The following is a 20408-nucleotide window of genomic DNA, read 5'->3' as shown; positions in this document are numbered from 1 at the left end:
AGATTGCTGAAAATGCTTCCTCTGTATTTTTTTAATTGCGATTTCCTGAGAACATACCTAGGAATTGTAAAATGGTTAAGAAGATATTTAGGATTGAGACATAGATAGTGACTGTCGCAACGATGTAGTTTGTTTCACCACCACGTACGATCTGATTGGTCTGCCACAGAATAAAACCACCTGAGATAAAGGCAATAATAACAGACAGCGCTAAGTACAATGCTGGCATTTGTAAGAATAAGTTAACCACAATAGCAACTAATGCAATCAGTGCACCTATGCCAAGGAAAGAACCCAATCTTGAGAAATCACGTTTTGGATTTAAGGCGATTGCTGAAAGGCCTAGGAATATTGCACCTGTTGCTCCTAAAGACATCATAATAAGCTCAGAGCCATTACTAAATGTTGTAATGTAATAGTTTAAAATAGGTCCTAATGTCCATCCCAGAAAGCCTGTTAATGCAAAAGTTAACACTAACCCCATGGGACTGTTGCGTGTTGCTTGCACACCAAAGAGTAAAGCAAAGTAGACGATTAAAGTAATAAATGGGTTAATAGGAGGTGCTGCCACCATCATCGACCAACCCGCTGTTAAGGCACTAAACAAAAGCGTTAGTGACAACAGTAAATAAGTATTACGTAATACTTTGTTGGTTTGAATGACAGAGCTGCCACGAGCATCAATCACGCGTGCATTTTGTTGGTAGTTAAAACGATCGTTCATATTCTCTCCATATGATATTTAATTAAAAAGCTTAAAATCGCTGCTAAGTATATGGGGAGAGTCGCTGAAAAAACAATAGCCAATGGCTTAAATTTAGACATTTTTTTTATGATAGTGCATGAATTTTGATAACAGGTAGGCAACTAAAGCACATATCAAACCAGCAATTAACAGCGTGCCATAAAGATAAGATAATGATTGGTAAGTTGTCGTTAATGTTTGCGAATTAAGAATATTTTGATTAAGCGAAAAGACAAATACACCGATAGCTGCAGTGATGATAAAGAAAAAGCCCATTACGATAGATTCATATTTGCGTGGTGAGAATTTCCCAACCATTGCATAATACAAAGGTAACAACAATACTTTGGCAACGGAGTTTAACATCAAGGTAATAAGTAGCAGATAATTCCCCGTCATTGCAAAGTGATTTAATGACTGCGAGAAGAAGCTAAAAAATAACAAGCCACATGCTAATGCCATAAAAAAAGTAGCCAAACTAAATAAGCGAATCAAGCGCTTCATATGTTGCGTGTGCTTATTTTTATTCCACAGTACTGCCGAGACAAAGCCAATAATAAGTACCAAAGCAATATTAGCTTCAAAAAAGAAATCAGCCGATAAACTCTTGGCGTTAAAGAAGCCATAATCACGGTTAAAAAGGGTGAGGTAGTTAAGAAAAATAGTAATAATACTCTTATCAGCCAACCAGAAAAACACGCTAAAGGCTAATAGAATAAGCAGCAAGCGGTTGCGTTTGCGTTGCGTCTCATCTTTTTCAAGATAAGCATAGATAAGCATGATGGTAACCGAGATAAATGCTAAGGCAATAATAAGCGCTTGTAACACGCGCTGATAATGCAGCAAGAAATCTGTTAATGAGGATAGTACGATCAAAATAAACAAAACACTGTAGGTTGATGGTGTATATTTTGCTTCAACGCCATCAATCAAACCAATATTGCGATTAAGATAAATGCCACCTGCTAAGAAAATAAGTACTGCAAAGAGAGTGACTACGGACATAATCATAAACCAGTGCTGATAACTTAAGTGTTGCAATGTGCCACTAATGGATAATGATAATGCAGCGCCAAGAACCGTGGTCATATACATCAAAGTAAAACCAGCGTGACGTCGTGGGTCATCCTGGGTATAAAGAAAGCTTAATGTGGTGAACAGGTTGGGAATGACAAGGCCTACACCAATCACATAGGCGGAAAAACCGATTAAAGATAAGTTATTAAGTGATAATAGAATAAGCGCGACAAATGAATAAAGCATGCCGATAATCACCGAGCGGCGATGACCGATCATGTAACCTAAAATACCACCGATCAATCCTGCGGCACTATATAAGAAAAGATTGGTCACAAGGTTAAAGTTAATGGCTAAAATATCAGAGGTTAACCCTTCTTGTGTGCTATCAGCAATGCTATGAATAAAGCCAGAAAAATGCACCGTGATGGCAGTCGTTCCCATGCTGTAAAAGAGCGATGTTAATAACAAAAACCATAAGCCAAAGGGTTGCTTGGTGTTAAGAAGTAGTTTTTTAGGTTTTAGTTGCATAGCCTATGCGCGTCAAATGAATCTTTGGCTATTATGACAATAATCTCATGATCGGTCTAATTGAAAATTAAACTATCTATGTTAGCGGCTAAGACTAAATATTTACCCACAAGTGCTCACCGTACCCTGAGCGTAAGTCGAAGCGATGCACTGAGCATCAGTCGAAGTGGATAAGCTTGGGAAAGTTACAACTTCATAGAGGCTTCGACTTACGCTCAGCCAGCGCTTACACAATCAAAGTGGTTTGGAATATGGTTATAGTCAATTTAGCTATAACTTGTGCGTTAATATTTGCGCATAGTCATTCAATACATCGCCAATGTTAACTTTAGGGTTATGTGCGTGAATTTGCGTCATCTTCAAGCCTTGATAACCACAAGGGTTGATATAGCTAAATGGTGTCAGATCCATATTTACATTAATGGCAAGACCATGATAGGTAAGCCCTTTTTTAACACGCAAGCCAAGTGATGCAATTTTAGCCTGATCAACATAAATACCTGGTGCATTCTCAATGGTATGACTGCTGATACTATAGGTTTTTAGTAAGTGCATGCATGATTTCTCAATCGTGCAAACAAAGTCTTTAACACCTAAATTAAGGCGTTTAAGATCAAACAAGAAGTAAATAACTGCTTGTCCTGGTCCGTGATAGGTGACTTGACCGCCACGGTCACTTTGGATAACCGGGATGTTTTTAGGATTAATGATATGCTCAGGTTTACCATGGCGACCTTGGGTGAAAACAGCTGGGTGCTCAACAAGCCAGATTTGGTCTTGAGTGTCCTCGGTGCGTGATTGTGTAAATTCAACCATTGACTGATAAACTGACTCGTAGTCCTGTAATCCCAGATTTTTAATGAGGATTGACATCTGTTAAAGGACCATGTGAATCTCTGGATGTCCACTTAATGCTTGATAAATATTATCAAGCTGCTCTTTGCTTGTTGCTTCAAAGATTGCAGTAATAGAGACGTATTTACCAGTTTTGCTTTCGCGTGTGCTGAATTCAATTTTCTCAGGATTTTCGATGTATTTCTCTAAGGTATTAAGGACAAACTCAGCAACTTCTTTTTGTGGATTTGCCATGATTTTGATTGGAAATTTGCAAGGAAACTCAAATAAGGTTTCAGTCTGCTTTGCCTCACCACCTTCAGCTTTAGTTGTCTCTGTAGGAAGTGCTTGTTCTTTTTTGTTTTCTGGTGCTTCTTTCTTGTCGTTGTTGCTCATCTTAAATATAACCTATAGTTGCCAAACAATATTGCGCTTCAGTGTAATGTAAAGTATCAAGAAAATCATCTTGAAGTATCATGTTTTTCTACAAAAGGCGGTGGAGTTTCTCTTTGAGTTTTGCCAACGCGCGCGCGCGGTGACTGACACTATTTTTGACATCATTAGATACTTCAGCCATCGTTTGCTGATATTCAGGCAATAAAAAAACAGGGTTGTAACCAAAGCCATTACTGCCGCGACGCGCATGTGTGATACTACCGTCAACACGTCCTTCAGCGATCACAGGCATGGGGTCATGCTCATGCATTACAAGGGCTAAAACACATTGAAAGTGGGCTTGACGTTTATCATCTGTGATATTCTTCATGTCATGAAGCAGCTTATCGATATTTGCTTCATCATTACCATGCCCGCCTGAGAAGCGTGCTGAATAAATCCCAGGCGCGCCCTTTAAGGCATCAACGCATAAACCAGAGTCATCGGCAAGTGCTGGAAGACCCGTAAATTGCGCACAGTGTCGTGCTTTTAGAATAGCGTTTTCAACAAAGCTTAAGCCAGTTTCATCAGCATCGGAGACATTAAACTCTGTTTGTGGAATGACTTTAAAGCCCAAGGGCGATAATATCTCGCTGACTTCTTTGATTTTCCCTTTATTACTTGATGCAAAGACAATTTCTTTCATGTGCTTAGTGAATCCTGTTTAATAAATTGTGCGTAGTTTAATAGCAAATAAAAAACTAAGCAAATGAAGTAAATTGCTAGTCACTATTGAGCTGATTAAGTTAGTATATCGCATCAAAATTAAGAAAAGAGAAAGTATGACCAACGAGAAAAAAGCATTGATTGCACTGATCATAACCGTTGTCTTATGGGCATCTGCGTTTGTCGGTATTCGCTATGTGATGGAAGCGTTTTCAGCTGGTGGCTTGGCATTGTCACGCTATTTTGTGGCATCGATTGCTGCTTTAATCCCATTTTGTCTGATTAAGAATAAACAATTGCCACGACTTAAAGACTTAATGATTTTTGCCATTCTTGGGTTTTTCGGCTTTTTCTCTTATAACATCTTGTTAAATGAAGGTGAAAAAACGGTAAGTGCAGGATTAGCAAACTTTATCGTTGCGCAATTGCCGATTATCGTCACTGTTTTAGCGATGATTTTGTTTAAAGAGCGGGTTAATCGTTATGGTGTTTTGGGTTTTGTGATCAGTTTATTCGGTGTAATGGTAATACTCTTAGGAAGTCATAATAACGCGGGATTTGGTGGGGTGCTATTAGTCTATGGCGCGACCTGTTCAGGTGCGATTTACTCATGCTTTCAAAAGAAGTTCTTAGCACGCTACCATCCAATTGAAGTCGTGTGTTACTGCATGTGGCTAGGCACTTTGATGTTGATGTTTTTTGCGCCCGAGGCAATAAAATCAGTAATACATTCGGATATGTCACATCTCTTAAGCATTGTGTATATGGGTGTTTTCCCAGGAGCCATTGCTTATTTATTATGGGGGTACGCCTTTAAACATATCAAGGCAGCAGCGGCATCAAGCGCTTTGTATCTTATGCCCATTTTCACGTTGATATTAGCAGCTATCTTCTTATCCGAAATCCCAAGTATCCTTTCTGTTATTGGTGGAATTATTGCCGTTATTGGCTCGATTGTGATTAGCAAATTTGGTGTAGCTGTTACGCCAAAAGATCAGTGAAGTGGTTACAAAACCTTGAGTTTAACGAGTCAATTTGAAACAATGCATGACATGAAAATTTTAAAATACGATAATAGATAGCATGAGTCAGCATAAAATGAGTATTAAAGGACGTATTGTCCATATGCTATCGTTTGAGTTTATCGCCTTGTTGATTGTGATTCCACTATCGTATTTTGTTTTACAGAAAAACGCAGTCGCACTGGGTGCTTTGGCTGTTATTCTTGCGATTGCGGCGATGCTTTGGAACTTTATTTATAACTGGCTATTTGACGTGATTGAAAATAAATGTGGCGGTGTACGCTTTAAGCGGAAGTTTTGGTTGCGTGTTGTGCATGCTTGTTTATTTGAGTTATCGTTATGTCTGGTTAGTGTCCCCTTTGTGATTATGTTGTTACATTTACCTTTTATTGCGGCATTTACGGTGAACTTAGGTTTTGTATTTTTTTATTTGTGCTATGCACTTGTTTTTAATTACATTTATGATCATATTTATGTGAGGGTTGTGAATGCAAGGTTGCATAAACAAAAAAGAAATGTATAAAGAATAATTAGTTGGAGTTAGCATTTTAGAAAAAACTATGATTTTAAAACACCCCGTCAGCCTATGGCTGCCACCCCTTTTAAAAAGAGGGGAATTAGGTAAGGATAATTTTATATTCCACTCTTTGCAAGAGGGGTACTTAAGCGTGCGAGGCGGGGTGTTGAAGTAGAAAAAGTGTAGATGCCAATGATTAAGAAGGTTTAAAAAAATAAGAGAAATAGGAAAAGGAATTGAATAATGGTTAATGCTCAAATTTGCTTTTTAGGTGGCGGTAATATGGCAAGAAGTATTATCGCGGGGTTAGTTAGTGATGGTGTTTCTGGTCAATCAATTACGGTGGTTGATCATAACCAAGACAAACTGGATATGCTTAATCAGCTGTTTCGTGTCAATACAACGCAACGTGTTGAGGATGCAGTGAAAAATGCCGATATTATTATGCTATGCGTTAAACCACAATCATTAAAGGAGTTGATGTTTACAGTTAAAACAGCACTACATAAGCAGAATAAACCCTTATTTATATCGATTGCAGCGGGTATTACCTTGGCACAAATTGCGCATTGGCTTGTTGGTGATTATGCGATTGTGCGTGCTATGCCAAACACGCCAAGTCTTATTGGTTGTGGTGCAAGTGCGCTCTTTGCCAATGAATATGTGTCACGTCAGCAAAAAGAGATGGCTGAGCAAATTATGCGTAAGGTTGGCGTTATTACTTGGGTTGACCATGAGAGCTTAATTAATGTCACAACCGCGATTTCAGGCTCAGGACCTGCGTATTTTTTCTTGATGATGGAGCATATGATTGATGTGGCAGTGTCACTAGGGTTAAGTGAAAAACAAGCGGCATTGCTCGTGACGCAAACCGCCTTTGGTGCAAGCAAAATGGCGTTAGAAAGTACACAAACTCTGTCACACTTGCGTCAAAATGTCACCTCAAAAGGAGGAGTGACCGCTGCTGCATTAAAAGCTTTCTCAGAAACAGGGTTTAAAGAGAGTATTGCAAAAGCGATCAAAGAGAACCTCTCACGCTCACAAGAGCTGGCAAGCCAGTTTGGTAATGCTTTAACACATGATGAACAAAAGGATAAAGTATGATTAATGCATTTAATAATGTAGGACTTTTCTTAATAGAAATTATCTTTAGCTTATTTGCTTATGCGGTACTGCTTAGATTTTTTTTACAATGGGTAAAGGCTGATTTTTATAATCCATTTTGTCAGTTGATTATTCGTGTGACCAATCCTTTGTTAAAACCATTGCGTCGCATTATTCCTGGTTTTTTTGGTTTGGATTTTGCAGCGCTTGTTTTGGCGTATGTTGTGCTATTGTTGCAAATTATTTTAATACAAATGCTAACTGCAAAAAGCTTTTATATCACATGGGCGATTATTTGGTTTATTGCAGTGATAAAGCTTATTCTAACGATGATCTGGATGTATATTATCTTGATCTTTATTCGCTCGATCGCCAGCTGGTTTGCGCAAGGTTCATATAATCCAGCTTTGATGGCATTGCATCAGCTAACTGAGCCCCTGCTTAGAAAGGCACGCAGAATTATCCCGCCAACACAAAGTGGCATGGATTTCTCACCAATGTTGGTGTTGCTTATACTTATTTGTTTGCAGATATTTATCTCGTCAATTTTTGGGATGTAGCGGGCTTTTACTATATAAACGCAGAAAAATTTAAATCTTTTCTACTCCATAAATGCTTTGGCATTTCGTTTTAAACATGCTTGAGTAGGAGCTAGACGCGCGCAACAGCACGTTTGAGCTTATCCATTGCCAGCTCTTCAATTTGGCGAATGCGCTCGGCAGATACATCATGTTTTGCCGCTAAATCATGAAGGGTGAGTTTATCTTCAGCAAACCAACGCGATAAGATGATGTCTTTGCTACGTGCATCCAGCTTATCAATTGCTTCTTGTAGTTTACTTTGAACTTTTTCCTCATAATCATCCTCAACAGCTGTCTGCTCCGGATTTCTTGATTGATCTTCCAAGTATAAAGCCGGATGAAAACTTGATTCATCGCCTGATTCTTCAACCGGTGCATCAAATGCCATATCATAGGCATTCATGCGCTTTTCCATCTCAAGGACGGTTTCAGGTTTAACACCGAGCTCTTTGGCGACACTTTGGATTTCTTCATCACTAAACCAGCCAAGACGTTCTTTGCTACTTCTCAAATTAAAAAACAGTTTGCGTTGAGCCTTGGTTGTTGCAATTTTAACAATACGCCAGTTTTTCAAAATATAGTCATGCATTTCAGCCTTAACCCAATGCACAGCAAAGGAGACAAGACGCACGCCAACATCAGGATCAAAGCGTCGTACCGCTTTCATTAAGCCGATATTACCTTCTTGGATTAAATCAGTAATCGGTAAGCCGTAACCTGAAAATCCGCGTGCGACTTTAACAACAAAGCGCAAGTGCGAAAGAATTAGCTTTTGTGCCGCATCAATATCATTTTGTTGGCGTAAGCGATGTGCTAGTTCTTTTTCTTCTTCTTCGGAAAGCATCGGGATGCTACTGGCAAAGCGGATGTAGCTATCTAAGCCATCCGTATCAGAGAGTGCTGGTATTGGTAAGGTGTTTTTTTTAGGAACGAGTTCTTTACCCATATGCTGCTCGTGTTGTCCATAATGCTGCAAAGTATAGCATATATATATCCATCACAAACCATTAAACACCGCAAAGCGATTTATAATGGGCATATAGGATTGTTAAAAATGTTTTAAGCGCGAAAATATTTGTCCATAGAAACAAAAAAACCGCTTAACGCGGTTTTAATGATGGCGTCCCCAAGGGGATTCGAACCCCTGTTACCGCCGTGAAAGGGCGGTGTCCTAGGCCTCTAGACGATGGGGACACAAACTTGTGTTGTATCAGTTTACTGGTGGAGCTAAGCGGGATCGAACCGCTGACCTCTTGCATGCCATGCAAGCGCTCTCCCAGCTGAGCTATAGCCCCGAAACTGAAGCTGCATTCTAGGGAGGTTTTAAAAGGCTGTCAAGCGCTAGATTTAAATATTCCTAAAATTTGAGTTTTTTGTCAGCTGATGTTTGAAAGTCTTCTATACTAGGTGCATAAACATCGATAGCGAGTATGAAAATGTCTCTTAAAAAAACAAACAGAAATGACAAAGCACAAGGTTTTTCATTGATCGAATTATTAATCGTCATTGCGGTGATAGCAGTGTTAGCTGCCATTGCCATTCCGATGTATAGCAATTATGTGCTAAAGGCACATCGAGCCGACGCAGTAAGCTCAATTAATCTAATTGCAATGAATGAAGAAGCATGGGCTTTAAGCTCAGGCACTTACACAGCAACGCTGACTCATGTGTGGTCAGGAACGACCTCAACAAGAGGTTACTATGATATGAGTTTAACAGGTGTTACAAGCAGTGGTTATACCATTATTGCAACACCAACGGGGTCACAAACAGCAGATAGTGGTGATTGTCCTAATTTAACTTTAGTCGCCAATGGTGGCGCAATCACACGCACACCTGTTGCCTGCTGGGAGTAATGGTTTATGACAGGTGTGTTGGAATAAGTATATTCTTGTCAATATACGACAGGCAGAGCGCTCTGCCGTTTTGCAATAAGTCCTCATTTACAGGTAGCGATAAATTGCGCGCGGCAGTTGTGATTGCTTGATCAATACTTTGGGGGGCTGTCATCAATAGCTCTAATAAATGAGCACTTAACAGATTTACTTCCATAAACAATACTTTAAAGCTGCTATTGCGATAAACCACAAGAAAAGTTGGATTAAGAGGTGGCTTTTCGGGCGTGAAGTCTTTAGATATTTGATGCACCGGATAGCGATAGACAAGTACGCGAGTACTGTTATTCGTCATGTAGTGAACATGAGAGTCTGGGTTACGTTCACTCTCAACGGATAGCTCAATATCTAGTTCAACCCACTCGTAATGCATAAGCTCATGCAAAAAAGGCCAAGGTAATTCTTCTAGGGTATTAATATATTCAACAAATTGCTTTGGAAGGTCATAAAAACAAGGACTTTCACTACCATAATCTGCTAGAAACCCTAAGGTTAATGTACGCCATTGTGCTTTAGATAAAATGCTGACACTGACAGGAAAGGCACGTTTTAAAGTGTTATTGATGTTGTTGTAAATAAGGTTTTGATAAACCTCCATTTGCTCATGATTGATATTAGGAATATCTTTTGATGCATTTTGCTGGCGTAAATTACAGGTGAAATCAGTCATTATCTTATAGCTCATACAGACTCCCTTGAATAAACCTGTTGCTGAATTTGGGCAATGGTTTGAAGCTCGCGCTTTAAACTTGCCAAAGGAGGTAGGTTAAAGTCCCGTTCAAGCAAGGTTGGAAAGAAACCATGCGTTTGGTAGCAGTAACAAAGAAGTTGCCACACCGGATCGATCACATCTTCACCATGAGTGTCAATAATTAGTTGAGGAGATTTCTGCCAATGACCGGCAACGTGAATATAGTGTATGTTGTCACGAGGTATTTGCTTAATAAATTGCCGTGGGTCATAGTCATGATTAACGCTGTTGACATAGACATTATTCACATCTAGCAGTAGCTGGCAACCAGATTCGGAAACGATGGCTTGAATAAAGTCAATTTCACTGAGTATTTGCCCAGGAGCTGCATAATAGGAAGCGTTTTCTAAAATCAATGGGCATTCTAAAATATCTTGTACTTGCTGGATACGTGTAGCAACGTGCTTAACCATCTCATCACTAAAAGGTAAGGGCAACAAGTCATATAAGTAGCCTTGCTGATCTGAGCAATAGCTTAAGTGTTCACTGTATACAGTAATCTGATGCTCATGCATAAAGGCTTTAATGCGTTTAATAAAGTCAATATTTAAAGGTTCTGTCCCGCCAATCGATAAGCTTAATCCATGCAGTACGATGGGGAATTGTTCACGATATTTTTTAAGTAAGTGCGCGCGACGACCACCTATGCCAATCCAGTTCTCAGGAGCAATCTCAATGAAATCAACCCCTTGAGGGTTTTGCAATAGCTCGTCGAAAAACTCCTGACGCAGTCCAAGTCCTATGGCTTGGCGATCTAGCATGTGCTGTCCTTGTTGTTACTTAGTTGTCATTATGGTCACTGTCATCATCACTGCCACAGCTGCCAGCACCGCATTTCATATCACTGCTTTTATCAGATGAAGTACCACATGAACCTGCGCCACATTTGCCATCTTGTGATTTATCCATGGCATGATCACTGCCGCAGCTACCAGCACCGCACTTCATGTCGCTTGATTTTTCCGAAGCTTTAGCGCCACAACTTCCAGCACCACATTTCATGTCGCTAGATTTATTATTTGCATTTGCCATTTGGCCGCTTTGTTCATTTTGACCATTGGCATACCCGTTATTCATGTCATTGCTTTGAAAGTTACTATCAGCAAAGGCGTGTGTTGACATGCCAAATGCTAAAGCCGAAGCGATGATCATTGATTTTGTAGCTTTCATAGAGTTGTTCTCCTTATTGTGGGTTTAAAATCCTTCTTAGTGTGCTTTGCAACAGCATCCAAGTTTGTGTTAAACATTAGCATATCGAAAATAATTAAAAATGCACGAGGTGGATTGCAAATAAAGTTTTTCTTTTTGGCATTGCTCTGTGATGGGTATAAACTATATGCTAGTGATAATACTAATATATATAAATGTATTCTGGTTATGAAACAAATATATCTTGATTATGCCTCAACAACACCGGTTGCTGATGAGGTGGTTGCACAGATGTTGAAATATCTAAGCTTTGATCATGCCTTTGGTAATCCGGCATCAAATACGCATGATTATGGTTGGCAGGCAAAAGAAGCCGTGGATAGTGCGCGATTACAAGTTGCCAATCTTATTAATGCGGAAGCGCGTGAAATTGTTTTTACCTCAGGTGCAACAGAGTCGGATAATTTGGCGATTAAAGGTGTGGCAGATGCCTACGGGGCTCGTGGTAAGCATATTGTTACCTCAATGATTGAGCACAAAGCGGTGATTGATACTTGTGTTTACCTTGAAACAAAAGGGTATACAGTTACATATCTTAAGCCCGATGCTAAAGGTCAAATCCCATTAGCGCAAATCAAAAGCGCATTAACAGATGAGACGATTTTAGTTTCAATCATGGCAGTCAATAACGAATTAGGCACGATGTATCCTTTGGCAGAAATTGGTGCTTTATGCCGCGAGCGTAAGGTTTTATTTCATGTTGATGCCGCGCAAGGCGTTGGTAAAATCAACATTGATGTAAAAGCAATGCATATTGATCTGTTGTCAATCTCAGCACATAAGATCTATGGACCAAAAGGCATTGGTGCGTTATATGTCAGAAGAAAACCTAAGGTGAAACTCACGCCATCAATTCATGGTGGTGGTCATGAACAAGGATTTCGCTCAGGGACGTTGGCAACACATCAAATTGTGGGATTAGGCAGCGCCTGTGAATTAATATCTTCAAAGCAAAATGAATTAAATAAGTATGTGCATGAATTGCGTAATCAGTTTTTACAAGGAATCAATGTATTACCTGAGTTAATCATTAATACGCCACTAGATAATAGTTATGCTGGAATTGTTAATATTACCTTTCAAGGTGTTGATGGCGAGTCATTAGTGGCTATGCTTCATCAGTTAGCAGTATCAATGGGTTCGGCATGTAATTCAGCCAGTGTTGAGCCGTCATTTGTATTAAGTGCCATTGGTTTAACACAACAACAAGCGCATGCCAGTTTACGTTTTTCATTTGGTCGCTATACCACACGTGCAGATATTGATATTGCAATTGGGGCAATTGTTGATGTGGTCACTAAATTGCGTGCATTATCACCATTGTGGCAAGGGCAATAGTACTATGATGAGTGAGAAAATTTTAGATCTGCTTAAAGCGATTACATTGAAAGATTGCCAATATACTCATTCATGCGTTCAAACGATTGCGCATGCTGGGGAGTTGGGGCAGCAAGTTTTCATTTATAGTGATAAGATGAATTATTACTTTAAAGCAATCGGTAGCCCGTATTTATTGGCAATGACAAAATGGCTAGTAATGCAATTGCAAGATAACGATAAGGCAGCACTTGCTACTTTTGCTGATATTGCTAAGCTGCAACAGATGTTTGAGTTACCAACGCATAAACGTCAAGATGCCTTAGTGATTTTGCAGTTGATTGAGCAGTTGTTGTGATGGCGACGCTAGAAAAAGCGGTTGTGTTACATAGTCGTAAGTACAAAGAATCATCACTGTTATTAACATTATGGTTAAAAGAGCATGGTAAGTTGAATGCGATTGCGCGGACGAACAAAAAGAATCATGGCATTTATCAGCCATTTAGCTTATTGAATGTGGATATAAAGATCATGCCTGCGACGGAAAGCTTAGCAAATATTCGCTTTGCCGAGTGTGAGAAAAGCTTTAGCATGGGAAGTTATTTATCACAATTGGCACGTATGTATCTGAATGAAGTCTTGTATTGGCTCTTGCCACATGATCATCATGATGCGGTGCTCTTTGATCGTTATTCATTAGTAATACAAGAATTGGTTAGTGATGATATTACAAGATTATTACGCTATTTTGAGCTGCAGTTATTAGAAAGTTTAGGTTATGGTTTTCAGGTGGATTATGATGAGCAACATAAAATAATTACTGAAGATCATTATTATGCAATGGCGCCGTTATCTGCCTTTTATCAAACAACTGCTGACAGTGGTATCAGTGGCAAATATATTAAACAATTGCAACAGCCTGTATCTAGTTGGAATAATGACACGTTGCAAGTGCTGCAAAAACTCATACGGATTAATTTAAATGCCTGTCTGCAAGGCAGAGCACTTAAAACGCGTGAGTTGCTAATAAGTTATTTACGAAACTAAAATGCTTGATGACGCTTAGGTGATCATTTGCTATGATATGATGAGTTTAACGTCTTAATTTTTTAACGTATGGATCAATTAAGCCTTTCTTTTGAAGATAATGAAAAGCAGACGATTAGCGCCTTTAGTCGTCAGGCATATCTGAATTACTCGATGTATGTAATTCTCGATCGCGCATTGCCGCATATCGGTGATGGTTTAAAGCCAGTGCAGCGGCGGATTATTTATGCGATGAGCGAGATTGGCTTATCGGCATTAAGTAAGCATAAGAAGTCAGCACGTACTGTCGGTGATGTCTTGGGTAAGTATCACCCGCATGGTGATAGTGCCTGTTATGAAGCAATGGTGCTGATGGCGCAGGATTTCTCCTATCGCTATCCCTTGATTGATGGGCAAGGTAACTGGGGCTCGCCTGATGATCCAAAATCATTTGCGGCAATGCGTTATACTGAGTCGCGATTATCCAAATATGCTGAAGTGTTATTAAATGAGTTGAAGCTTGGCACAGTCGATTGGCAGCCAAACTTTGATGGCACATTGCAAGAACCAAAGATGTTGCCAGCGCAAGTGCCAAATGTATTATTAAATGGCAGTATGGGGATTGCTGTGGGGATGTCAACGGATATCCCATCACATAACCTCACTGAAGTTGTTAATGGTTGTTTATATCTTCTAACGGGTAAAGATCACGGTCTAGATGGTTTAATGACACATATCCCTGGACCTGATTACCCTGGAGGAGCTGAGGTTATCACGCCTTTTGAAGAACGTAAAAAGATTTACGAAACAGGTACCGGCAGCATCCGCTTACGTGCAGTATTTCATACGGAAGAGGGTAATATCGTTATTACTCGCGTGCCACATCAGGTCTCAAGTGCCAAGGTCATTGAACAGATTGCTGCCCAAATGAACAGTAAAAAAATCTCATGGCTAAGTGATATACGTGATGAGTCTGATCACAGTGATCCGGTGAGAATCGTATTAGTACCACGCTCAAATCGTGTGGATACCAATCTTTTGATGAGCCATTTATTTGCGACAACTGATCTTGAGAAAAGCTATCGTGTTAATTTAAACATGATCGGTCTAAATGGTAAGCCACAAGTAAAGTCATTAATGGAAGTACTTGTAGAATGGCTGCAATTTAGAACGGAGGTCACAACCAAGCGCTTAGAGTTTCGTTTGGATAAAATCTTAGAGCGTTTGCATATTTTAGATGGCTTTTTGATTGCGTTTTTAAATATTGATGAAGTCATTGCCATTATTCGTTATGAGGATGATCCTAAACAGGAATTGAAAAAGCGTTTTGATCTCACTGATACACAAGCTGAAGCCGTGCTTAACCTGCGTTTACGCAATTTAGCCAAGCTTGAAGAAATGGCGATCAAAAAGGAAAAGCATGAGCTTGAAAAAGAGCGTGATGAGATTATGGGGTATTTAGAGAATCCAACTAAATTAAAGAACCTCATTAAAAAAGAGCTCAAAGCTGTACAACAAAAACATGGTGATCAAAGAAAATCGGCCCTTGTGGTGCGCCCTGAAGCCAAAGCGTTAAAAGAAGCGGATTTACAACCAGTTGAAAGTGTCACCGTTGTCTTATCAAAACAAGGTTGGGTGCGTGTTGCCAAGGGGCACGATGTCAATGTTGAAGGGTTAAGTTATAAAACCGGTGATAGTTATTTTGCCTCAAGTATGGGTAAGAGTAATCAGCATTGTTTGTTCTTCTCAAGTTTGGGTAAGGCTTATAGCTTATTAAGTGCTGATCTACCTTCAGCAAGAGGCCAAGGTGAACCGATTACAGGACATTTGAAGCTTGACCAAAACGAGCATATTGTCTCACTAACTTTTGTGACTTCAGAAGATCAGTTTGTTTTAGCATCAAGTGCCGGTAATGCCTTTTTAGCAAACGTTGATGATCTGATTAGTAAGAACCGCTCAGGCAAGCAGGTCATTACATTAGGTAGTGACAAGATGGTGCCACCGGCTAATGCGCATGATTATGAACATAGTTTGATTGTTGCTATTTCCAATCAAGGGCGTCTGCTTGCGGTTGATAGGAGTGAGCTGCCAAGTTTAGCAAAGGGAAAAGGCAATCGTCTTTTGAATATGCCAAGTCCACTAGCTACCGGTGAAGAGCTTAAATTTGTTAGCGCCATTACTAATGGTCAAAGCTTAGTAATCTACTCAGGTAAACGCCATATGCGTTTAAGCTTTAGCGATCTACATGATTATCAGGGTAAACGTGCTTCACGTGGCAAGATTTTGCCACGAGGCTTTCAGAATGTAGATGATATTACTATCACATAAGCTTCTGTTTGATAGCCTATATCAAAATAGTCTAAGTTGTCACCACCAACTTTGCGATGGGATATTGCAACGTCTTAATTGATAGGCATAGCGATACGCCATATCTTGGGTTTCACGTGCGTACTTCATTAAAAATTGATTATTACGATAGCTTTTTTTCATATAGCCATAAACACCTTGGTTATAAGCTAAATATAGTTGATAGGCGTTGTCCTTAGAAATCCCAGCAATGCGTTGTGCGCGATTGGCATACCAACCAATAAAATCCACTGCATCTGAGAAATTCGTGCGACTTGCCCATGAGTTTCCGGTTTCTTTTTGATATTCCTCCCATGTGCCATCAAGTGCTTGAGCATAACCATAAGCCGTTGATTGGCGTCCGGTTGGGATAAACCCTAATACATATTGCATCGGTGTTTGCGCATCGGCAATGAAGCTTGATTCTTTACGAATAAATGCCCACTGCACACTGATGGGTACTCCCCATTTTTTATAGGAATCTAAAGAGTCATAATACCAATCAGGGTATTGCTGTGCGATTGAACAAGCGTTATTAGGATGGTTTGGTGGTGCGGTAATACAACCGGCAAGTGGTAAGACAGCTAAAATAGCTAAAAACTTAAAATCAAATTTCATTAAATCAAGTAGCGATTTTTTCGTAACATTGAGGCACAGCCTAACGGATTTTTGAGCGAACGCGAACTATTTTCAACAACTTTTTATTCCAAGTGGACGCGCAATACAGTAAGTTATGCGACTAATAGATAAAGAATAACTATTTACGAATATGGCAAAGCTTCATTTTTATTACTCCACCATGAATGCTGGCAAGAGTACAACCCTTTTACAATCTGATTATAACTATCGTGAACGCGGGATGAATACCTTACTCTTTGCGCCTAGCTTTGATGATCGCTTTGATGTGGGTAAGATCTCATCGCGCATTGGTCTCCAAGCCGATGCGTTGTTATATGATCAATCAACAGATCTCTGTGTGGAAACGCAAGAAGTGCTTAAAACCAAAAAGTTACATTGTATTTTGGTCGATGAGGCACAGTTCTTAACAAAAGTGCAAGTCTTGCAATTAACTGATATTGTTGATGAGTTAGATATCCCAGTACTTGCTTATGGTTTACGTAATGATTTCCAGGCGGAGCCTTTTGAGGGAAGTAAATATCTACTGACTTGGGCTGATCAGTTGATTGAGATCAAAACCATTTGTCATTGCGGTAAAAAGGCGACACATGTCTTACGTCTGGATCAAGATATGAATGTTATTAAAGATGGTGAACAGCTGCAAATTGGCGGCAATGAGCGCTATATCTCAGTTTGTCGTTGGCATTATAAAAAAGGGCAGATTGCCTGATTTAAATACTTTTGCTTGCTGTAAAATCCGATCTTTGCCACAATGCTCTTTAGAGCGGAGAATTGTATAAAGAGGGTAGTGTGAAGTCGTATTTAAAGGCGCGTGCAGCATTGTTTAAAAATAGCTCATTTACTTGTGCATGTATTATGAGCTTTTTTTCTGCTATTGCCGTTGGTATGGCTTATGTCTCATTTAGTTGGCACTTGCTAGCTATTTATAATAGCGTTAATGCGATTATTATATTTATGTTTAGCTGGTGGGTCTCAGGAGCCGTTTTATCTCCTGTGACAGGTTATATTGCCGATCGTTTCCCGCGACAAAAAATCATTATTGCGACCAATGGTGCACGTGTTGTTGTGATTGCTGCTTTTTTAATGTTTGGCTACCTTGATACATTAGCTGAGGTATACTTCTTTACTAGCTTTTGGGGCTTGATATTAGCATTTTATATGCCGGCAATGCTGATTATGGTACGTGAGATCTTTAGTGATGATAGTTATCTATTATATGCCAATAGCACAATGGATGGCATATTTGAAATTGGCATGGTTATTGGTATGTCACTGGGTGGTTTGTTGGTCGTGTTTTTTAATATGCATCAAATCCTATACTTCTTATTATTTGGCACAGCAGTCGCATTGATAGCAAGCTTTGGTGTGAAGCCTAAACGCCATGTTGAACGCAGAGCAAGTAGCTTTATTGAAGACTGGCGCATGGTTTATCGTTTTTTGCGGCAAAAGCGGTTTGTCTTTTGGTTTTATGTCGCAGAAATTGGCTTTACCTGCTTGTTTATGACGGTACCGATTTTTATCGCACCTTATGCTAAGAATATTTTACAGGCAAGCTCATGGCAATTTGCACTGATTGAAACTGGTTTCTCAATAGGATTTATTATTGGTTGTATTATCCTGCCATGGTTTGCAGATCGTTATAGCGAGGTCAAAACAATCGTTGGCGCATTGCTGATATCGGTATGCTTATACTTTATGCTGGCAATAGTCCATAGTGTGTGGCTGGCGCTAATCTTTTACTTTGTTATTGGCATATGCCTTTCATGTTGGGCAATTTCAGTTACCCTTGCCCAAAGGCATACAGATATCACGCTACAAGGTAAAACCCAAGGTTTAAGCTATGGCTTATCCGGCTTAATGGTCATGGTCATCTATACGATGTTTTTGATCATCAATAGCCAAATGCATTTCCCAAGTAACTATTGGTTTTATTTTATTGTTGTTTTAGCATTAATGATTACCTATCCATTATTGCGTGGTGCGAAATTACAAAAAATAAAGGATGAAATTTGATCTTTTGAAAAAATGAGCTAGGCTTGTAAGGGCGACACTTGTTCTATTTGTTTATTTATCTATTGAGGGATCAATTATATTAACAGCCGACTTTTAGGGCTTGGTTTGAATCATTTTTAATTGTGTTGCTTTGGTAATATAACCTAGGCGAGGTATGAAATGCAGAATGAGACAAAGATAGAGAATGAAAGCACAGTTTCCAAGCTTAAAAACCTAAGAAAAATTAGATTGTTAGAGCAAGTAAAGCCATTTTTTGACGTATTAACTGTCATATTTTCTATTGCTTTTTGGCCATTACTCATTGGTTTGTGCATTGTGTATGTTATGCATACTCATGTTGGAAGTGATCGAGCTGGACCACTTTTGTTTTTATCTTTAATTACGCCTTTTGTCATAATAGCTATGATTATCTCTTTTGTTGTATCTATTGTGTTAATATTTAGTGGTTATGCTCGGCGGGATAGTTATAAACAAAAACATCAAAAATTATGGGATAAATATAAGCAAAGAACGCGCGTCTATTATAAATCAAGAGCAAAAAAAATCTGGATAATTTTTCTGATCATTATCGTTGGATTAACGCTATCTATAACAATAGCTTCATTAATTCTCGAGTATAAAAAGGCGAATTTTCTTGAAAGTAAGCAGAATGTCATCAAAATATTTTTAGCTAAAAATTATCCGGATGCAAAATTTTATGATGTCAAAGCCTACACTGATTTAAGAAAAGGTAAAACCAATTACTTTACAGTCAGATCAAAGAAATATTTAGGGCACTATTTTGACGTTAGTATTACTAAAAGTAATAGTGTGAATTTGGACAATAATGATTTAACAAAAGCCAAACAAGAACTTGCCTATAGGCAAAAATACTTTAAGCAGTTTGATGTTAATAAAATGATTTTTAATATTTATTCTGATGGGTTAAGTGGGTATATCGATATACAGAAGACGCCTCGGAAATTATTGGAGTTTATGACGAGCATCTTTGAGATTTATCAAAATATTAATAATACTCAGAAAACTTACCTAAAAGTTAATTTGGTCGATTTACCCGAACCAATAGATAGCACTCAGATTGATATTCCATTTGATTGGCGACAATTGATGTATTATAAAAATAGCTATGCAATAAGGCATACCTGGGGATTGTTATTTATAGCAGATTGTAAAAACAGTCCTAGTAAAAATGGGTGTAATAGTGCAGAAAGAGGAGATTTAAAGTACACTGAACTAGATACAAAAATCAAAAGTCCTTTAGATATTGCCAAATATATTAAATTGATCCCAACTCATCCTGTTAAAGCTGATATTTTTGGAGATATTGTAGATTCCTGGGCAATTTCAAGGCGCTATAGCTCAGAACAGGCGCAATTTTTAGTGAATACCCCGCTTTATCAACAAATCGTTAAACTACAATCACGGGAGAAGACTTATGAATAAGCAAATCAATTCACAACAAGCGGCATTTTTATCGTATTTGGTATATATCCAAAACGAAAAAATCGGTCAATTTGGGGGTGCGTGATGAAGGCGTGCAGTAAAAGGTATTTGGCGATATCGGCAATAGTGGTATTACTCATCTGTTTATCGTCTTATTTTATTTATAGGTCAGCCACGTATGAGTCAATAGATGCTAAGCTTGAGACCTTAAAGCCTAACATAGTCAAAGAACTCAATGAGCGATATGACGAAAAGTTCAAAGTAATCAGAGGCAAATATAACGCTCAAAGTAAAACTTATAGCTTTATTGTTGAGAC

General features: G+C 39.0%; 22 protein-coding genes and 2 tRNA genes. 12 read left to right on the top strand and 12 right to left on the bottom strand.

What is annotated here, in order from left to right:
* Positions 1-31 precede the first annotated feature (31 nt).
* The 5 genes from IE867_RS01875 to IE867_RS01855 all read right to left on the bottom strand — a co-directional run bounded on the left by IE867_RS01875 (position 32) and on the right by IE867_RS01855 (position 4208).
* Positions 32-724: a Bax inhibitor-1/YccA family protein gene (locus tag IE867_RS01875; RefSeq protein ID WP_192483081.1), complete on the bottom strand. Its 693-nt coding sequence runs from the start codon at positions 722-724 to the stop codon at positions 32-34.
* Positions 725-817: 93 nt separating this feature from the next.
* Positions 818-2293, bottom strand: coding sequence for a hypothetical protein (locus tag IE867_RS01870; protein ID WP_192483080.1), 1476 nt, complete (start codon positions 2291-2293; stop codon positions 818-820).
* A gap of 270 nt (positions 2294-2563) precedes the next feature.
* Positions 2564-3166: a lipoyl(octanoyl) transferase LipB gene (lipB, locus tag IE867_RS01865; protein WP_192483079.1), complete on the bottom strand. Its 603-nt coding sequence runs from the start codon at positions 3164-3166 to the stop codon at positions 2564-2566.
* Between the two features lie 3 nt (positions 3167-3169).
* Positions 3170-3523: an HP0495 family protein gene (locus IE867_RS01860; RefSeq protein WP_192483078.1), complete on the bottom strand. Its 354-nt coding sequence runs from the start codon at positions 3521-3523 to the stop codon at positions 3170-3172.
* An 88-nt stretch (positions 3524-3611) separates the two neighbouring features.
* The gene (locus tag IE867_RS01855) at positions 3612-4208 is read right to left on the bottom strand and encodes an XTP/dITP diphosphatase (RefSeq protein ID WP_192483077.1); all 597 of its coding nucleotides are present in this window, start codon (positions 4206-4208) and stop codon (positions 3612-3614) included.
* Between the two features lie 136 nt (positions 4209-4344).
* Between IE867_RS01855 and IE867_RS01850 the strand changes: the two genes are divergently transcribed.
* From IE867_RS01850 to IE867_RS01835, 4 genes are all read left to right on the top strand, one after another.
* Entirely contained in the window at positions 4345-5229 is an 885-nt protein-coding gene (locus IE867_RS01850) for a DMT family transporter (RefSeq protein WP_192483076.1), read from the top strand.
* A gap of 82 nt (positions 5230-5311) precedes the next feature.
* Positions 5312-5773 carry a PACE efflux transporter gene (locus tag IE867_RS01845; RefSeq protein WP_192483075.1) on the top strand — a complete coding sequence of 154 codons (462 nt, stop codon included), beginning with the start codon at positions 5312-5314 and terminating at the stop codon, positions 5771-5773.
* A 237-nt stretch (positions 5774-6010) separates the two neighbouring features.
* A complete protein-coding gene (gene proC, locus IE867_RS01840) occupies positions 6011-6871 on the top strand; it encodes a pyrroline-5-carboxylate reductase (RefSeq protein WP_192483074.1) in 861 nt (286 codons plus the stop codon).
* A complete protein-coding gene (locus IE867_RS01835; protein WP_192483073.1) occupies positions 6868-7431 on the top strand; it encodes a YggT family protein in 564 nt (187 codons plus the stop codon). Before proC ends, IE867_RS01835 begins: the two co-directional genes overlap by 4 nt.
* Positions 7432-7522: 91 nt before the next feature.
* Here IE867_RS01835 and rpoH read toward each other — a convergent pair whose 3' ends face one another.
* The 3 genes from rpoH to IE867_RS01820 all read right to left on the bottom strand — a co-directional run bounded on the left by rpoH (position 7523) and on the right by IE867_RS01820 (position 8747).
* Entirely contained in the window at positions 7523-8398 is an 876-nt protein-coding gene (rpoH, locus tag IE867_RS01830; RefSeq protein ID WP_192483072.1) for an RNA polymerase sigma factor RpoH, read from the bottom strand.
* A 172-nt stretch (positions 8399-8570) separates the two neighbouring features.
* A tRNA-Glu gene (locus tag IE867_RS01825) sits at positions 8571-8646 on the bottom strand.
* Between the two features lie 25 nt (positions 8647-8671).
* A tRNA-Ala gene (locus IE867_RS01820) sits at positions 8672-8747 on the bottom strand.
* A 141-nt stretch (positions 8748-8888) separates the two neighbouring features.
* Between IE867_RS01820 and IE867_RS14795 the strand changes: the two genes are divergently transcribed.
* Positions 8889-9308 (top strand): type IV pilin protein, encoded by a 420-nt coding sequence (locus IE867_RS14795; RefSeq protein ID WP_192483071.1) that lies wholly within the window; start codon positions 8889-8891, stop codon positions 9306-9308.
* 4 nt (positions 9309-9312) lie between these two features.
* Here IE867_RS14795 and IE867_RS01810 read toward each other — a convergent pair whose 3' ends face one another.
* The 3 genes from IE867_RS01810 to IE867_RS01800 are packed head-to-tail and all read right to left on the bottom strand — an operon-like array spanning position 9313 to position 11268.
* Entirely contained in the window at positions 9313-10032 is a 720-nt protein-coding gene (locus IE867_RS01810) for an HvfC family RiPP maturation protein (protein ID WP_192483070.1), read from the bottom strand.
* Positions 10029-10859 (bottom strand): HvfB family MNIO-type RiPP peptide maturase, encoded by an 831-nt coding sequence (locus IE867_RS01805; protein WP_192483069.1) that lies wholly within the window; start codon positions 10857-10859, stop codon positions 10029-10031. The genes IE867_RS01810 and IE867_RS01805 overlap by 4 nt, the downstream gene beginning before the upstream one ends.
* A gap of 19 nt (positions 10860-10878) precedes the next feature.
* Positions 10879-11268, bottom strand: a complete 390-nt coding sequence (locus IE867_RS01800; RefSeq protein ID WP_192483068.1) for an HvfA family oxazolone/thioamide-modified RiPP metallophore — start codon at positions 11266-11268, stop codon at positions 10879-10881.
* A 207-nt stretch (positions 11269-11475) separates the two neighbouring features.
* On the opposite strand from IE867_RS01800, the gene IE867_RS01795 reads away from it, so the two are divergent.
* From IE867_RS01795 to parC, 4 genes are all read left to right on the top strand, one after another.
* On the top strand, positions 11476-12645 hold the full coding sequence (locus tag IE867_RS01795; RefSeq protein WP_192483067.1) for an IscS subfamily cysteine desulfurase: 1170 nt from the start codon (positions 11476-11478) through the stop codon (positions 12643-12645).
* Between the two features lie 4 nt (positions 12646-12649).
* A complete protein-coding gene (locus IE867_RS01790; protein WP_192483066.1) occupies positions 12650-12982 on the top strand; it encodes a hypothetical protein in 333 nt (110 codons plus the stop codon).
* On the top strand, positions 12982-13671 hold the full coding sequence (gene recO, locus IE867_RS01785; protein WP_192483065.1) for a DNA repair protein RecO: 690 nt from the start codon (positions 12982-12984) through the stop codon (positions 13669-13671). Before IE867_RS01790 ends, recO begins: the two co-directional genes overlap by 1 nt.
* Positions 13672-13740: 69 nt before the next feature.
* Complete coding sequence (parC, locus tag IE867_RS01780) at positions 13741-15978, top strand: DNA topoisomerase IV subunit A (RefSeq protein ID WP_192483064.1); 2238 nt, start codon at positions 13741-13743, stop codon at positions 15976-15978.
* Between the two features lie 39 nt (positions 15979-16017).
* On the opposite strand, the gene IE867_RS01775 is transcribed toward parC, so the two are convergent.
* Positions 16018-16614 (bottom strand): transglycosylase SLT domain-containing protein, encoded by a 597-nt coding sequence (locus IE867_RS01775; RefSeq protein ID WP_192483063.1) that lies wholly within the window; start codon positions 16612-16614, stop codon positions 16018-16020.
* A gap of 151 nt (positions 16615-16765) precedes the next feature.
* Here IE867_RS01775 and IE867_RS01770 point away from each other — a divergent pair, with 151 nt between their 5' ends.
* From IE867_RS01770 to IE867_RS01760, 3 genes are all read left to right on the top strand, one after another.
* A complete protein-coding gene (locus tag IE867_RS01770; RefSeq protein WP_192483062.1) occupies positions 16766-17344 on the top strand; it encodes a thymidine kinase in 579 nt (192 codons plus the stop codon).
* 80 nt (positions 17345-17424) lie between these two features.
* Positions 17425-18648: an MFS transporter gene (locus IE867_RS01765; RefSeq protein ID WP_192483061.1), complete on the top strand. Its 1224-nt coding sequence runs from the start codon at positions 17425-17427 to the stop codon at positions 18646-18648.
* Positions 18649-18807: 159 nt separating this feature from the next.
* On the top strand, positions 18808-20091 hold the full coding sequence (locus tag IE867_RS01760) for a hypothetical protein (RefSeq protein WP_192483060.1): 1284 nt from the start codon (positions 18808-18810) through the stop codon (positions 20089-20091).
* The last annotated feature ends 317 nt before the right edge of the window (positions 20092-20408 follow it).

Origin of the sequence: Cysteiniphilum marinum, from assembly GCF_014857925.1 — a bacterium.
Classification (GTDB): Bacteria; Pseudomonadota; Gammaproteobacteria; order Francisellales; family Francisellaceae; genus Caedibacter; species Caedibacter marinus.
Note: the sequence above shows the minus strand (reverse complement) of the source record. Positions and strands in the feature narration are given on the sequence as shown.

Excerpts from the sequence above, each read along its gene's own strand:
- IE867_RS01805 (WP_192483069.1), bottom strand. The coding sequence starts at position 10,859 with ATGCTAGATCGCCAAGCCATAGGACTTGGACTGCGTCAGGAGTTTTTC.
- IE867_RS01760 (WP_192483060.1), top strand. The coding sequence starts at position 18,808 with ATGCAGAATGAGACAAAGATAGAGAATGAAAGCACAGTTTCCAAGCTT.
- IE867_RS01870 (WP_192483080.1), bottom strand. The coding sequence starts at position 2,293 with ATGCAACTAAAACCTAAAAAACTACTTCTTAACACCAAGCAACCCTTT.
- IE867_RS01795 (WP_192483067.1), top strand. The coding sequence starts at position 11,476 with ATGAAACAAATATATCTTGATTATGCCTCAACAACACCGGTTGCTGAT.
- parC (WP_192483064.1), top strand. The coding sequence starts at position 13,741 with ATGGATCAATTAAGCCTTTCTTTTGAAGATAATGAAAAGCAGACGATT.
- IE867_RS01845 (WP_192483075.1), top strand. The coding sequence starts at position 5,312 with ATGAGTCAGCATAAAATGAGTATTAAAGGACGTATTGTCCATATGCTA.
- IE867_RS01875 (WP_192483081.1), bottom strand. The coding sequence starts at position 724 with ATGAACGATCGTTTTAACTACCAACAAAATGCACGCGTGATTGATGCT.
- proC (WP_192483074.1), top strand. The coding sequence starts at position 6,011 with ATGGTTAATGCTCAAATTTGCTTTTTAGGTGGCGGTAATATGGCAAGA.
- IE867_RS01775 (WP_192483063.1), bottom strand. The coding sequence starts at position 16,614 with ATGAAATTTGATTTTAAGTTTTTAGCTATTTTAGCTGTCTTACCACTT.
- IE867_RS01770 (WP_192483062.1), top strand. The coding sequence starts at position 16,766 with ATGGCAAAGCTTCATTTTTATTACTCCACCATGAATGCTGGCAAGAGT.
- IE867_RS01810 (WP_192483070.1), bottom strand. The coding sequence starts at position 10,032 with ATGAGCTATAAGATAATGACTGATTTCACCTGTAATTTACGCCAGCAA.
- rpoH (WP_192483072.1), bottom strand. The coding sequence starts at position 8,398 with ATGGGTAAAGAACTCGTTCCTAAAAAAAACACCTTACCAATACCAGCA.
- IE867_RS01855 (WP_192483077.1), bottom strand. The coding sequence starts at position 4,208 with ATGAAAGAAATTGTCTTTGCATCAAGTAATAAAGGGAAAATCAAAGAA.
- IE867_RS01835 (WP_192483073.1), top strand. The coding sequence starts at position 6,868 with ATGATTAATGCATTTAATAATGTAGGACTTTTCTTAATAGAAATTATC.
- recO (WP_192483065.1), top strand. The coding sequence starts at position 12,982 with ATGGCGACGCTAGAAAAAGCGGTTGTGTTACATAGTCGTAAGTACAAA.
- IE867_RS01800 (WP_192483068.1), bottom strand. The coding sequence starts at position 11,268 with ATGAAAGCTACAAAATCAATGATCATCGCTTCGGCTTTAGCATTTGGC.
- IE867_RS01790 (WP_192483066.1), top strand. The coding sequence starts at position 12,650 with ATGATGAGTGAGAAAATTTTAGATCTGCTTAAAGCGATTACATTGAAA.
- IE867_RS01860 (WP_192483078.1), bottom strand. The coding sequence starts at position 3,523 with ATGAGCAACAACGACAAGAAAGAAGCACCAGAAAACAAAAAAGAACAA.
- IE867_RS01850 (WP_192483076.1), top strand. The coding sequence starts at position 4,345 with ATGACCAACGAGAAAAAAGCATTGATTGCACTGATCATAACCGTTGTC.
- IE867_RS14795 (WP_192483071.1), top strand. The coding sequence starts at position 8,889 with ATGTCTCTTAAAAAAACAAACAGAAATGACAAAGCACAAGGTTTTTCA.
- lipB (WP_192483079.1), bottom strand. The coding sequence starts at position 3,166 with ATGTCAATCCTCATTAAAAATCTGGGATTACAGGACTACGAGTCAGTT.